This window comes from uncultured Clostridium sp. (genome assembly GCF_934754925.1).
GTDB lineage: Bacteria > Bacillota > Clostridia > Clostridiales > Clostridiaceae > Clostridium.
On the sequence record NZ_CAKVJA010000055.1, the window covers coordinates 1 to 15242 of the forward strand.

The 15242-nt window shown below is 28.3% G+C and carries 15 protein-coding genes; 2 read left to right on the forward strand and 13 right to left on the reverse strand.

Translation table 11 applies throughout. The features are described from left to right. A partial coding sequence (locus Q0G30_RS12670) for a hypothetical protein (protein ID WP_294390660.1) occupies positions 1-787 on the forward strand: 787 nt, incomplete at its 5' end. Positions 788-940: 153 nt separating this feature from the next. Here the strand turns inward: Q0G30_RS12670 and Q0G30_RS12675 are convergent. The 13 genes from Q0G30_RS12675 to Q0G30_RS12735 all read right to left on the reverse strand — a co-directional run bounded on the left by Q0G30_RS12675 (position 941) and on the right by Q0G30_RS12735 (position 14180). Beyond that, positions 941-1432, reverse strand: coding sequence for a hypothetical protein (locus Q0G30_RS12675; protein ID WP_294390665.1), 492 nt, complete (start codon positions 1430-1432; stop codon positions 941-943). A 108-nt stretch (positions 1433-1540) separates the two neighbouring features. Continuing rightward, on the reverse strand, positions 1541-1831 hold the full coding sequence (locus Q0G30_RS12680; protein WP_294390667.1) for a hypothetical protein: 291 nt from the start codon (positions 1829-1831) through the stop codon (positions 1541-1543). Positions 1832-1854: 23 nt separating this feature from the next. After that, the gene (locus tag Q0G30_RS12685; RefSeq protein WP_294390704.1) at positions 1855-2268 is read right to left on the reverse strand and encodes a hypothetical protein; all 414 of its coding nucleotides are present in this window, start codon (positions 2266-2268) and stop codon (positions 1855-1857) included. A gap of 246 nt (positions 2269-2514) precedes the next feature. Further along, complete coding sequence (yihA, locus tag Q0G30_RS12690) at positions 2515-3114, reverse strand: ribosome biogenesis GTP-binding protein YihA/YsxC (RefSeq protein ID WP_294390671.1); 600 nt, start codon at positions 3112-3114, stop codon at positions 2515-2517. Then, positions 3104-5434, reverse strand: coding sequence for an endopeptidase La (lon, locus tag Q0G30_RS12695; RefSeq protein ID WP_294390676.1), 2331 nt, complete (start codon positions 5432-5434; stop codon positions 3104-3106). The genes yihA and lon overlap by 11 nt, the downstream gene beginning before the upstream one ends. Before the next feature lie 400 nt (positions 5435-5834). Beyond that, positions 5835-7487, reverse strand: a complete 1653-nt coding sequence (gene lonB / locus Q0G30_RS12700; protein WP_294390679.1) for an ATP-dependent protease LonB — start codon at positions 7485-7487, stop codon at positions 5835-5837. A 147-nt stretch (positions 7488-7634) separates the two neighbouring features. Continuing rightward, entirely contained in the window at positions 7635-8930 is a 1296-nt protein-coding gene (gene clpX, locus Q0G30_RS12705; RefSeq protein WP_294390684.1) for an ATP-dependent Clp protease ATP-binding subunit ClpX, read from the reverse strand. 37 nt (positions 8931-8967) lie between these two features. Next, positions 8968-9564 (reverse strand): ATP-dependent Clp endopeptidase proteolytic subunit ClpP, encoded by a 597-nt coding sequence (clpP, locus tag Q0G30_RS12710; RefSeq protein ID WP_294390687.1) that lies wholly within the window; start codon positions 9562-9564, stop codon positions 8968-8970. Between the two features lie 157 nt (positions 9565-9721). Continuing rightward, on the reverse strand, positions 9722-11005 hold the full coding sequence (gene tig / locus Q0G30_RS12715) for a trigger factor (protein WP_294390690.1): 1284 nt from the start codon (positions 11003-11005) through the stop codon (positions 9722-9724). A gap of 97 nt (positions 11006-11102) precedes the next feature. Then, complete coding sequence (locus Q0G30_RS12720) at positions 11103-11819, reverse strand: hypothetical protein (RefSeq protein ID WP_294390692.1); 717 nt, start codon at positions 11817-11819, stop codon at positions 11103-11105. Positions 11820-11968: 149 nt separating this feature from the next. Continuing rightward, positions 11969-12163: a hypothetical protein gene (locus Q0G30_RS12725; RefSeq protein WP_294390694.1), complete on the reverse strand. Its 195-nt coding sequence runs from the start codon at positions 12161-12163 to the stop codon at positions 11969-11971. Positions 12164-12572: 409 nt separating this feature from the next. Further along, complete coding sequence (locus Q0G30_RS12730; protein WP_294390696.1) at positions 12573-13835, reverse strand: hypothetical protein; 1263 nt, start codon at positions 13833-13835, stop codon at positions 12573-12575. A gap of 6 nt (positions 13836-13841) precedes the next feature. Further along, positions 13842-14180, reverse strand: a complete 339-nt coding sequence (locus Q0G30_RS12735; RefSeq protein WP_294390698.1) for a hypothetical protein — start codon at positions 14178-14180, stop codon at positions 13842-13844. Between the two features lie 231 nt (positions 14181-14411). Between Q0G30_RS12735 and Q0G30_RS12740 the strand changes: the two genes are divergently transcribed. Further along, positions 14412-15002, forward strand: coding sequence for an ECF transporter S component (locus tag Q0G30_RS12740; RefSeq protein WP_294390701.1), 591 nt, complete (start codon positions 14412-14414; stop codon positions 15000-15002). The last annotated feature ends 240 nt before the right edge of the window (positions 15003-15242 follow it).

Genomic DNA, 15242 nt, shown 5'->3' on the forward strand with positions numbered 1-15242 from the left:
AAATAACAAAGAATATGATTTCGATCTTGATGGTGAAAGTGATCAATTAACAATTATATCAACTGATTCAACCTACTCAATAAAAATTAAAAATTCTATTGGTGAAATATTATTAAAAAGCAATGAATTTGATTACTCATTACTAGATATAGACTCTTCTTGCAATATAAATATTTCATACATAGATTTAGACCGAAATAAAATTCCTGAACTAATTATTAGTGGTTTTAAAAATAATAAACCTACTTTTTATATATTTCAATGGAAAGATAATACCTTCCAAGAAATTCTTTTTTCTCAAAATAATATTTTAGGTGTCTTAGATTATAATAATTCAAGAACACCAAAAATATATACAACTAATTCAAATACTGGTGATAAGGATACTAATGGATATATCTTAAATGCTACTTCAATAAAAGATATTACATTTAGCAACCCAACAATTCCCTCATTAGATAATATTCAAACACTTATTAACCTTATTGAAGCTGATTATGAAATAGATGATGCTCCAGATATATTTACTTCATATATTCCAAGTGAAGAACTAGGAATTCTATGGAACTTAGATAAATCTACCTATGGCTATTCTTTTCAAAAAGGTTATTTCTACGATACATCATGGGATGACTTAGGAATAACAACCTCAATATATTGGATACTTTCATTTGAAAAAGTTAATTTTATTAACTCAAATATAAAACCTAAAGAACTTAATATATATGTAAAAGCAGAACTTGAAGAATCAGGTGACTATAAAATATCCTCCATAATTAAAAACTAATAAAAGGCCGCTAAAAAAGCGGCCTAAAAGGGGGATGGGGGGGTTTAGCTTTAATGAAGATTTCTCTTCATTAGCTATAGGAGAATACTCTCCGGTACAGTAATAGTATTAACCATTTTCTCGATTTTATTCATATATTACTGTTTAATAGTATTACTCATCAAAAGCTCCATCATTATACATCAAAATAATTTTATCTATAAAAGCTCCTCTCTCTCCGTTTACAATACTTCTAATAGCCTTTAACATTTGCATATTTTCATCATTTCTATCAATCTTTTCATTGAATACACTATTATTAGCATTCTTACTTTCCTCTTCTTTATCATCCATATTCCTATTTACATCCATACTATTACCGCTTTGATTCATAGTACTTGCCATAGGATTCATATTTCCCATTAGATTTCCTAAATTTAAATTATTAAAATCAAACCCTTGTGTATTCATAGATTGTAACAAACTATTTATCTGATTCATATCTATATTTCCGAACATACTACTTAATAATTGATTAGGATTTATTCCAAATGGTCCATTATTATATGTTTGTCTATTATTCATAGTATTATTTACATTACTTCTATTTTCACTTGCAACTTCACGCCTAGTATCGCCTCTGCTCTTATGCTTACGCTTGGACATATAGCTTCCTCCAATTAATTTCTTTACTCCATTATATGTAATTAAATAATATATGTTTATAAATTAAGACATTTTTTTGGAGGGTCATAAGACCCTCCATCCTCTTAACTAGCAGCAACAGTTACTTTCACAGCAGCAATTGTTTCCTACATTATTATTATTTCCTCCAAATAGGCTACCATAGGATCCACCACATAGTAAGAATAATAAGATTATTAGATATGAGCAGTTGTTATTAAGAAGTCCTGAACCACAAGCAATTAGTAAGAATATAATTGGTGCTACACAATTGTTTAATCCACCAAATATATTTCCACAGCATCCAGAATTATTTGCTACAGCATTATTATTGCAGCAACAAGGCTCACAACAACATTTATCGTGTTTTCTTTTTGACATAACTATTCCTCCTTCCTACTAAATTACATTTGATTAGCATAAGGTGCTACATTATTTCCTGCATTACCGCATCCGCCGAATCCACCGCATCCGCCGAATCCGCCACATCCGAAGCTACCATTACATAAGAATAGGATAACTAGTAAGAATAAATATCCTCCACCACAGTTGCCTAATCCGCCAAAGAAACCATTATTTCCATAGTTTCCAGAATTTCCGCAACAACAGTTGTTATTTGTGTTACAGCAGCATCCTGTGTTTCCAGCATATCCACCATTTCCACCTTGTCCAGCATAGAATAAAATTAATAATATCCAGATCCAGCTTCCAAAACCGCATCCAAAATTACCATTACCTCCAAAGCCATTACAGCCTTGATCTATTGGAGGATAGCTTGGACATTCAATGTCATTTAATTCATCAATCATATCATGCATACTAGGCATATTAACATTCCTCCTAAGGATTTGATTTTTTTTGTTTTTATACTATATACTATTCTTCTCAATATTATTTGACACTATTTTTATCTTTATACTGATATTTTCTCTTAAAATTTATTAGTTTTAATCTGCATGTCTCCCTAACATTTTCCCCTCCTTATTAATTATTCTAAACTACTATTAAATGTGATAAATATCATCAAAAATAAAATAGCTACCCATATCTGGGTAGCTATTTTACTACAATTGAGCTTCTTCTGACAAATCTTCAAATATATTATTTATTAATTCATCTTTTCCTTTTTTATTTAAAGATGAGAAGAAATAAAATTTATCAGTACTTCCTAGCCCTAATGTTTCTTTTATCAATTTTCTACTCTTAGCAAGCTCATTATTAGAAAGCTTATCACTCTTAGTTGCAATAACTATACAATCATAATCAAAATGCTTTATCCATTCATACATCATAATATCATCTGCTGTAGGCTTATGTCTTGAATCAACTAATAGTATAACTCTTTTTAACTCTTCCCTATCAGTCAGATACATTTCTATAGTTTTGCCCCAACTTTCCTTTTCTTTTTTAGATACCTTAGCATATCCATATCCCGGTAAATCTACTAAGTAAAAATCATCATTTATTAAGAAAAAGTTTATAAGTCTTGTCTTACCAGGTGTTTGAGATACCTTAGCAAGCTTTCTTCTGTTTGTTAAAGCGTTTATTATAGAACTCTTACCTACATTAGATCTTCCAACAAAGGCAATTTCATTTCTACCGTCAATTGGATATTGTTCTCTTTTAACAGCAGATATAATAAACTCAGATTTTTTAATTATCACTTTTATCAACTCCGATTAATGCATTTTTTAATACCTCTTCAACATTATCAGCAAATATTAAATTTAACTTACCTTTAATAGATGACGGTATTTCATCTACATTCTTTTTATTTTCTTTTGGTAAAATTATAGTATCGATTCCTATTCTATGGGCAGCTAAACACTTTTCTTTGACCCCTCCTATAGCTAATACTCTTCCTGTTAAAGTAACTTCTCCAGTCATAGCTATATTTCCTTTTACCTGTTTCTTAGATAAAGCAGATACTAATGCAGTAACTAATGTTACCCCTGCAGAAGGACCATCCTTTGGAACTGCTCCCTCTGGTACATGAATATGAATATCATTTTTCTTATAGAAATCAGAGGCTATTCCGTATTTATCGGCATTAGCTCTTACATAACTATAAGCAGCCTTAGCTGATTCTTGCATTACTGAACCTAATTGACCTGTTAATTCAAGTTTACCATTTCCCTTCATAACAGCTACTTCAACCGGTAATGTATCTCCACCATATGCTGTCCAAGCAAGACCAGTAACAACTCCAACCTTATCTTTTTTCTCTTCATTTTCAAATTCAAATACAACAGGGCCTAGATATTTTTCTAGTTTGCTTGAGGAAACTGTTAAACTTTTCTTTTTACTCTTAATTAATTCAGTAATTGCTTTTCTAATTACTTTATTAATTTGTCTTTCTAAAGATCTAACACCTGATTCTCTAGTATACCCATTTACTATTTCTTTTATAGTATTATCTGAAATTTTTATTGTTTTTTCATCAATACCATACTCTTCCATAGCTCTTTTAATTAAGTGATTTTTAGCAATATGGAACTTCTCATCATAAGTATATCCTGAAACTTGAATTATTTCCATTCTGTCAAGCAAAGCTCTAGGAATAGTATCTAGCGAATTTGCTGTAGTAATGAAAAGAATATTAGATAAATCAACTGGAACTTCCATATAGGCATCTCTGAATGTTTTATTTTGATTTTGATCTAAAACTTCTAACAAAGCATCTGCTGGATTACCTTTATAGTCTGCACTTAACTTATCAATTTCATCTAATAAAATTAATGGATTATTTACTTTAGCTTCTTTTAAAGCATAAATTAATCTTCCTGGCATTGCACCAATATAAGTTCTTCTATGCCCTCTTATTTCAGCTTCATCTCGAATTCCACCTAAAGAAATCCTTACAAATTTTTTATTTAAAGATTTAGCTACTGATTTAGCTATAGAGCTCTTACCTACTCCTGGAGGCCCAACTAAGCATAAAATAGGTCCCTTTAAAGACTTAGTATATTGCTTTACTGCTAAGTACTCTAAAATTCTTTCTTTAACTTCTTCTAACCCATAATGTTCTTCATCAAGTATCTTTGAAGCTTTTTCTATATCAAAAGAATCTTTAGTAGCTTTATTCCAAGGCAGTGCAACTATCCAATCCAAATAACTTCTAATGTTATTTCCATCACTTGAATTAGATGATTTTAATCTTGCTAATTCGTATTCTGCTTTTTCCTTAACTTCTTTTGGCATTTTAAGCTTCTTTAGTTGTTCATTATACTTATTGAATTCTCTCTTTTCTTCATCTTCTCCAAGCTCTTCTTGAATAGCTTTAATTTGTTCTCTTAGGAAATATTCCTTATTACTTTTATCAATCTTACTTTTTACTTTGTTACCTATTTCTTTTTCTATTTCGACTATTTGTATTTCTTCATCAATAAAAACAAGTAGTTTTTCTATTCTTTCATGTACATTAATAGTTTCTAATATTAACTGTTTTTTTTCATCCTCTAATTGTATATATGCAGCAATTAAATCTGTAACTTTTCCTAAGTTTTTCTCCTGTTCCATCATTTGAAGGACTTTACTATCATCACCTTCTGTTGCATGTATATATGCTGCAAATGCTTTACCAAGTTGATTTCTAAATGCTAAATCCTCATTACTTTCAACACTTTTTTCAGCTTCTGATATTTTTTCAACAACACCTCTTAAGTGATTATCTTTTTCTTCAAATTCTACTAAGGTTGCTCTCTCTATACCTTCAACTAATACTCTTGTAGTTCCTTTTGGAAGTTTAAGTATTTGTTTTATTTTGCATATAGTTCCTATTGAGTACATGTCCTCTTTTTCAGTTGGCAATTCAACTTCCGGATCTTTTTGCGTAACTAAAAATATTTTACCCTCTTGTAACATTGCTTCTTCAAGTGAAGCAATAGACTTTTCTCTACCAATATCAAAATGTATAATCATATTGGGAAAAATAGTAATACCCCTAAGAGGAATTAACGGTAATAAAATTGAATCTGTATTCATTTTCCCCCTCCATTCTAAATATCATCTTATTAATACATTTAACTTTTCTATTATACACATAAATATTATTTTTTTCAACTTTATCCGCAAACTGACTAAATTGCACACTATCACATTAATTCCGTGATACCGAAAATTAATGATATTACCTCCAGTAAGTCATATAATTTCTTATAGTTATATCATTAATTTTTTCTATGACTAGCTTTAAAACTAAAAGTTACAATTTATCTGCATAACATCTTAAAAGTTAACGACTTGTCATACAAATTTGTAGCAAGAGTCATTAACTATAAGGTGTGGGAAATAAGCAATGTAGTGAAGAGAAAAAATGAAATATTAATTTGGAGGGAAGTAATATTTCATTTTTCGTTCTCACTATGTGCGCAATATTATTTAATTATTCTTTTCCTTTTGCTGATAAAATATCTATTTTAGAATTTAGAGTATCTATTATACATAAATCTAAAACCTCTTTAATATGCTTAACTTTAACTATTGATATTCCATCATACTCACAAAAGCTATCATTCCAATTTGATTCTGGAATTAATACTCTTGTTGCCCCAGCTTTTTTAGCCGCTAATATTTTTGCATTAACTCCTCCAATAGGATTAACAACACCTAACAAACTTATTTCTCCAGTCATTGCAATTTTACTATCAATAGGCTTCCTAACTATAGCACTATAAACTGCACTAGCAATTGCTATACCTGCAGATGGTCCATCTACAGGTATTCCTCCTGGTATATTTATATGAATATCATATTGTTCACATTTTAAATCAAAAATATTATTTAAAGCAGTTAGTACATTTTGTATTGATGAATATGCCGTACTTTTCCTCTTAATTTTTCTATTATTCATAGTAATCTCTTCTTCTTCAATTATACCAGAAATTTTAAGCTCACCTTTTCTATCTAATATTTTTTTAGCTGTAGCTTCAATTTCCATTAACATTCCTATATTAGCTCCATGCACAGCTAATCCATTAACTACTCCAATTTGTGATTTTTCAGAAACTCTCATATCTGGTATTTCAGTATACTGACCATTTTCAATAACCCATTTTATATCATCTTCAGTAATATTTTCTCTATCTTCATTAATTGCAATTCCAGCACACAACTGAACTAAATTAACTACTTCTCTTCCATTAGAGCAATGCCTACTAATAATATCTAGACCTTTATCTGTCGTCTTTAAGCCAACACGCTCTATAGCTCCACTTCCTATTTCTCTTATTTCATCTATTTCTAAAGCCTTAAAAAATACTTCTACGCACCTTGACCTTATTGCTGGAATAATTTCTTCTGGACTCCTAGTAGTTGCACCTATAAGTCTAAAATCAGCTGGTAATCCATTATCGAATATTTCTTTTATAAAAGTAGGCATATTAGGATCTTCTGAACTATAATATGAACTATCTAAAAATACCTTTCTATCCTCTAATACCTTTAACAATTTATTCATTTCTATAGGATGTAACTCACCTATTTCATCTATAAATAATATTCCCCCATGAGCCTTTGTTACAGCTCCTGGTTTAGGTTGTGGTATTCCAGCCACTCCTAGAGCTCCAGCCCCTTGATAAATAGGATCATGTACTGAACCTATTAATGGATCTGCTATCCCTCTTTCATCAAACCTTATAGTTGTAGCATCAATTTCTACAAATTTAGCATCTCTTTTAAAAGGCGATTTTTCCTTTTTTTTAGCTTCTTCTAACACCAATCTAGCTGCAGCTGTTTTTCCTATTCCAGGTGGTCCATAAATAATAACATGTTGAGGATTAGGTCCACATATAGCAGCTTTTAATGCTTTTATACCCTCCTCTTGTCCTATAATATCATCAAAACTAATAGGTCTACTCTTTTCTGTTAAAGGCTCTGTTAACTTAATTCTTCTCATTTTGAGAAGCTTCTCCATCTCCTTCTTATTTTCTTTATCTACTACCACTGTTCTGGAATGATTCGCTTTATTACTATTAAATAGATATATTATAAATAAAATCATCATTATAAATTGTAGGATTATCATTATTTGATTCATAAAGTTCTACCCTCCACTTTTACAAATTCTATTTGTATTATTAACCTTTAATAGTTGTATTATTCCATAATTAGTAGTAATTAATTATAATTTTTCTAGCAAAATAAAAAAAACAAGAAACACCTCTAGAAATCTAGAGGTGTTTTATTATGCGGTTTCCATACCTTTTCTTTTTTTAGTTTTTTTAGATTTTAAAACTGGTCTAACTTCATTTTCACCTAATCTTACCAACTCAGGTAATTGTTTAGATTTAATTGTTGATTCAGTAATAATAACCTTACTTATATTTTCATCCGATGGAATATCAAACATAATATCAATCATTATATCTTCTACAATTGCTCTTAATCCTCTAGCACCAGTTTTTCTTGCGATAGCTTCATCTGCGATAGCCTTAAGTGCATCCTCAGTAAACTCTAATTCTACATTGTCAATTTCAAATAATTTACTATATTGTTTAACTAACGCATTTTTAGGTTGACTTAAAATATTAATTAAAGCATCTTGATCTAAAGATTCTAAAGAAACTACCATAGGCAATCTTCCTACAAACTCTGGTATTAATCCAAACTTTAATAAATCTTCTGGAAGAATATTTTTTAAAGCCTCTCCTACATCTTTAGTTTCCTTAGATTGAATTTCAGCACCAAATCCCATTGTGCTTACTCTTGTTCTCTTTTGAATTATTTTTTCTATACCATCAAAAGCTCCACCACAAATAAATAATATATTTGAAGTATTAATTTGTATAAACTCTTGATGTGGATGCTTTCTTCCACCTTGTGGTGGAACAGAAGCTGTTGTTCCCTCTAAGATTTTTAATAATGCTTGTTGAACCCCTTCTCCAGAAACATCTCTAGTTATAGATGGATTCTCAGACTTTCTAGCAATTTTATCAATTTCATCAATATATATTATTCCTTTTTCTGCTTTCTCAACATCGTAATCAGCATTTTGAATTAGTTTAAGTAAAATGTTCTCAACATCTTCTCCTACATATCCTGCTTCTGTTAAAGTTGTAGCATCAGCTATTGCAAATGGAACATTTAAAAATTTAGCTAATGTTTGAGCTAATAATGTTTTACCAGAACCTGTTGGTCCTAATAATAAGATATTACTTTTTTGAAGTTCAATATCATCATCTATCATATTAGCTTTAACTCTTTTATAATGATTGTAAACAGCAACTGATAATGCCTTTTTCGCTCTATCCTGCCCAATTACATATTGATCCAAGTATGCTTTAATTTCTGTTGGTTTTGGTAATGCTGTAGTATCTAATTCTACATTATCTTCAAATTCATCTTGAATTATATCAGAACATAAATCTATACACTCATCACATATATACACACCAGGTCCAGCAATTAATCTTTTTACTTGATCTTGATTTTTACCACAAAATGAACACTTTAATTGCTTTTTATCCTCAAATTTAGCCATAACATCACCTCACTTTGACTCATTTAGCCAAAAATAATTATTTTTTATTTTTAATAATAACTTCGTCGATTAATCCGATATTTAATGCTTCATCTGCACTCATGAAATTATCTCTTTCACACATTTGAACCATTGTTTCATAATCAACTTTTCCATTAGTAGACTCTGCCATTGTTCTAGTTAAAGTTTCTTTTATCTTTAATATTCTTCTAGCATGAATATCAATATCAGTAGCCTGACCTTGGAATCCTCCTAATGGTTGGTGAATCATTATCTCACTATTTGGAAGAGCAAATCTCTTTCCTGGAGCTCCACTTGATAATAAGAATGCCCCCATAGAAGCTGCCATACCAATACAAATTGTACTTACATCACATTTTATATATTGCATAGTGTCATAAATAGCCATTCCTGAAGTAATTGATCCACCTGGACTATTTATGTAAAGATAAATATCCTTATCCGGATCTTCGCTTTCTAAGAATAGTAATTGAGCTACTACTAAATTAGCAGTAACATCATTAACCTCGCCACTAAGCATTATAATTCTGTCTTTTAAAAGCCTTGAAAATATATCGTAAGACCTTTCTCCTCTTCCTGTTTGCTCTACAACATATGGAATATAATTGCTCATATTTGTATTCCCTCCTTTTCTCTTTAAAACCCTTCTTACTTTATAATATATCCAACTAATCAAAAGTAATTATATTAAAATTATATAAAATTTACTTTATTTTGTTAAAGAAATATTTTAATAATTGCCAGAATTTCTCCTGGCAATTAATCTAAGACTATTTATTGTTTTCAAGTAATAATTTCATTGTTTTGTTTGTAATAACGTCAGCTCTTAATGCAGCTTGTTGGCTTTGCATTAATAAGTCAACCATTTTTTCATCTTCTGATGCAGAGTACATTTTAGCAACTTCTACAGCTTTTGCTTTTATTTCTTCTTCAGTAGCTTCAATATTTTCAGCTTTTTCTATAGCTTCTAATACTAAATCTACCTTTACTTTAGTTTGAGCATTAGCTCTCATGTATTCTCTCATCTTCTCTTCATCAGTTCCTGTGAATTGGAAGTATTGTTCTAAACTTAATCCTTGGTATTGTAATCTTTGTTGTAAGTTTTGAACCATTTTATCTACTTCTTTTTCTACCATAACTTCTGGAATTTCAACTTTAGCATTTCCAGCTACAGCAGTAATAACAGCTTCTTCGAATTCTCTTTCAGCTCTTTCATTATTAGCATCTTCTAATTTTTTAGTTACATCAGCTTTTAAGTCAGCTATAGTATCAAACTCTGATGTTTCTTTAGCAAATTCATCATCTAATTCTGGTAGCTCTTTAACTTTTATTTCTTTTATAGTAACTTCGAATTTAGCTGGCTTTCCATTTAATTCTTCTTTTCCATAGTTTTCTGGGAAAGTAACATTAACTTCTACTGTATCATTTACTTTAGCTCCAACTAATTGTTCTTCGAATGTATCAATGAAAGTCTTTGATCCAATTTCTAAAGAATAGTCTTTTCCTTCTCCACCTTGGAATGCTTCTCCATCAACATATCCTTTGAAGTCAATAACAGCTATGTTTCCATTTTCAACTGTTCCTTCTTCTTTAGTTTCAATTCTAGCATTTTTTTCTTGCATTTCTTTAAGCTTCTTTGAAACTTCTTCTTCAGTTACTTCATAAGTCTTCTTTTCTATTGATAAACCTTTGTATTCACCTAATTCAACTTCTGGGTAAACAGTAACTTCTGCAGTGTAAACAAACTCTTTACCTTCTCCTACTTCAACTACATCTATCTTTGGATAGTCTACTGGTATTATATTATTTTCTTTTAATACTTCACTGTATGATCCTTCTATTGCAAAATTAACCGCATCTTCTAAAAGAACTTCTATTCCATAATATTTTTTAACCACATTCATAGGAACTTTTCCTTTTCTGAATCCTGGTACATTGAAATTCTTAACATTTTTCTTATAAGCTCTTGTTAAAGCTGCATCAAATTTTTCTGCTTCAACCTTTACTTCAAACTTAACGATATTTACATCGATTTTTTCCATTTTAGCTTCCATTGTATATTCCTCCTAAAAAAGTATCTCTTGTTTGATTAATACAACTAGCTTATTATAACACATTCAAGCTATTTTTTACAAATGTTTGTTCACAAAATCAATTAATATTTTGCCCTTCATTAGTAATATACATAATATTGCCATCAATTTCAACCTTTAATCCATTTTCATCACTTTCGTATATTTTTATTGAAGTACCTCTTAAAGATTCATTGATATTATGTATATTATCATTAACTGTAACAAATGTAACTTTTTTTTCCGATTCATCATAAGGCTCAGGAAGATTAGTAACATATGCTATCTTTTCATCATTAACTATTCTTCCATTAGTATGCCAAAGATAATTGGGGTTATTATTTAACATTTCACTTCTATAGATTTTTTCTCCATCTTCTGTTACATACTCATCTAATGTTAAATCTATAATTTCTTTTTTAGTGTTAACCAAATACATTTTTTGATTATTATCTATAATTAACACTGTATTTTTATTAATATCACTTGAAATTAAATCTTTATCACAATAGATATCAACTATTTCTAAAGCATCATTATTTCTTATAACCTTTAGAGTTAATATATAGTCATCAATTGGTATATTTATATTTTCTGTTTTAAAATTGCTCAATATCAACTCTTTGCTAAAGGCTATATCTTTAAAAGCTGCACTTATTTTCTGCATATCATATTTAATAATTATTGTACTTATTGTTAAAGTTAATACGCTTAGTAAAACAATTATATTTCTTCTTTTCTTTCTCTTTCTCATAATCTTCTCATAGTCTCTACTAAATATACTTGGTTTTGCCATACTGCACCTCCCCTGCAGAAAAAACTTTATTTGCAACTATAATATTATCATATAACAACGTCTTTACAAACATTTATTTACTTTTTTTATATTTTATACCTTATATTTTCCTTTTTTCATTCTTTTCTAACCTATCGTTCGACAATCCATTATCTTGATTTACAGCATTTTTTTGACTTATTGCATCCGCTACATTTATTATTGTTACTATTTTTGTTACTACAACAACCTCCACACCTTAACATCCCTAAATCCCTCATTTCTTCTATAGTTAACTTAACTTCATTTTCACTATAATCTTCATAATCTGGCTTATCCTTAAGAATATCTCTTCTATACAACATTTAAAATTCCTCCTTTTTATTCATATATTAACATTGTATTTATTCTAAATTTATACATAAAAAAAATTTTTTCAACTTTTTTTGTGAAAATTATTTGATTTTATTAAATACTATTGTATAATATCAGTATAGTATTTAATTTATAAATACTTTTTGATAGCCCATACCGCTCTATAATTAAAAATGATTTAATTATAGAGTTTTAATAAAACCCCACACAATCACTTATTCCCTTTCTTAAGTGGTTGTAATCCCTTAAACCTGTGCTTAGCACAGGTTTTTATTTACAAAAATTATCTTTTAAACCTTTCTCCAATATTATTATCTTACTTAAACTTTATTATACAAAAAGGCTATGTTTTCACATAACCCCTTTTAAAACATCTTTCAATCTAACAAGAAATATAGTTTATATATCTATTTTCTGTATTCCCTTAATTATAAATTCTCCTTCTTGATACTCTAAATTTAAAATAAAAGAACTTTCATTGGAGTCTTTAACAAATGGTAATATTTTTTTATATATACTATAATCAACTCTTGTAACTAAACTAGCTTTATATATATTATTTTCACATTTAAAATCACTTTTTTCGATTTCAACATCTAAATCAGTTATTTCGTAATTATTACTTAATAAAAAAGCTTTTTTATTAATATAGTTATAAACCAATTCTTTCACTTCTTCTGTAGCTCCAGAAATTATATTTTTATCTTTATTATTTAGAGCTTTAAATGAACTACTATAAAAATTATTTACTGTTTTATTAATCATATTATTCAATTCATCATTTACCATGTCTATATCGAGCTTAATATATTGCTTATTGTTTGTTGACACCTCTTCACTCTTAATAGTCCCCCATGGAAATTCTCTCTGAAGAAAGATTTTAACATCCTTATCTTTAGGAAGTGGCCCATAATTTTTAATATCTTTAGCCATTAATCCAGTATCAATATTATTAATAAATACTTTTGCATCATCAAAATTTGAATATAATGTAATATAATCGCCATCTATATTTATTTCAACAGTTTCATCTTCCATTAAGTTTATAGTTTTACTGCCACTTATATCTCCATACTCAGTTTTATATGTATATATAAGATTATATCTTCCTGGAATCACATCAAACTCAGCCTTATCAATCAAATTAAATTTTTTATTTGAAAACTCTATATTAACATTTTTTATACTTGTAATAAAATTAACAGTAACAGCATTAATATTAATATAATATTTTTCTATAAAAAAAGTCTTATTACTTTTTAAGGTGAAATTTCCACTTTCTCCATTTTTTCTAATATCATTAACAATTTTATAAATTCTTGTTTCATCCTTATTGTAGATATCGATTAAAGGTTTTAAATTTTTAGCAGATACCCTTTCATTTTCCATTCTTACACAATGAGCTAATATAGAAGAATCTCCATTAATTAAAGCTGATTCAAATTTATTTAAAACTTCTTCCTTAGATAAGCTAAAACTACTAATAAAAAATATTGAAATAATAAGTATGCATATATTAATTATCACTAATTCTATTTTATTTTTTTCCCATAACCTCTTAAAGCCAATCTCATTAATATTTTTAATATCTTTAATAAAGCTTAAAAAATTAAAATTAATATTTCTACATAAATCTTTTATTATCTCTTTAAGACTTTTCATAAAGTATTACTCCAAAATATCTATAATCCATTTCCCACAAGACACACATTTATATAATCTAATAACAAACAAATCCATTACCTGCCCGTTTGCTAAACTAGGATTTTCTTGAATTTCCTTTTTAGTAATAAATTCATCTTCCTCATTTAAAAAGCCTTCAATTTCAACTATATAATTTTTGTTGCTTTTTCCACAACAATCATTTTCACCAACACATTCAATTTCCTCATATGTTAATTCATTTTGCAACTCTTCTATTATTGGTAATAAATCTTCAAATTCATTTATATCATCTAAAAAATCCTCTCTATTAAAAATTAAATCTTCAATTGTAAATAACTTCATATCTTTACTCCTTACATAAATAATATACTCTACTCATAATATATCATTTCTTTTATACTATTCAATATTTTTTTGCACATACTCATTATTAAAATCTTGTACTATAAGATATTTATTTACATAAATTTATATAAATAATTTATTTTTTATTGAAAAATTTGTATTTTTATATTAAATTAAAATTTGAACATTATTTTAATAAAATTTTATAAAATTCAAGGAGAAATACTCATGAAAAGAAATACTAATTCTAGTTCTAAAACTAGAAGGCTTGTTCTTATAGGTGCACTAGGTGGGATATCTATATTTCTTGGTATAAGTGGTTTAGGATTAATCCGTCTTCCTATTTTTAGTCTTACTATAATGCATGTACCAGTAATTATAGGTGCTTTATTAGAAGGTCCTATTGTAGGGATTGCTGTAGGATTAATTTTTGGATTATTCTCAATGTATCAAAATATTACTGCTCCGGGATTAACATCATTTATATTCTGGAATCCAATAGTTGCATTAATTCCAAGAATGCTTATTGGTGTAGTAGCCTATTATTCATTTAAACTATTTAAAATCAAAATAAAGAGCACTGGAATTTGTGCAGGTATTGCAGCAATTTTAGGTACATTAACTAATACAATTGGCGTATTAGGATTAACTTATATTTTGTATCTAGATAGATATGCACAAGCAAGAGAAATATCAAGAGAAGCGGTAGCTGGAACCTTACTTACTGTTGGATTAACAAACGGAATTCCTGAAGCTATAGTTTCAGCATTAATAACAATCCCAATAGTTGTTACAATGCTAAAAATCAAAAGAAATTAGTTATATTTTAATACATACTTAGATATACCTATTTATCTAAGTATGTATTATTTTTATATATTATTATATAATTTTTATCCATATCTTGGCTAAACCCATTACTTTTTCCTCTATTCCCGTGTTTTTTATAGATTATATAGATTAACTTTGCGCATAATACTAGTGTAAGTAAAAATAAATCACTTACAAAGGAATATAAATATTAATTTATTTAAAGGAGGGTCTTTTATGGCTCAAAAG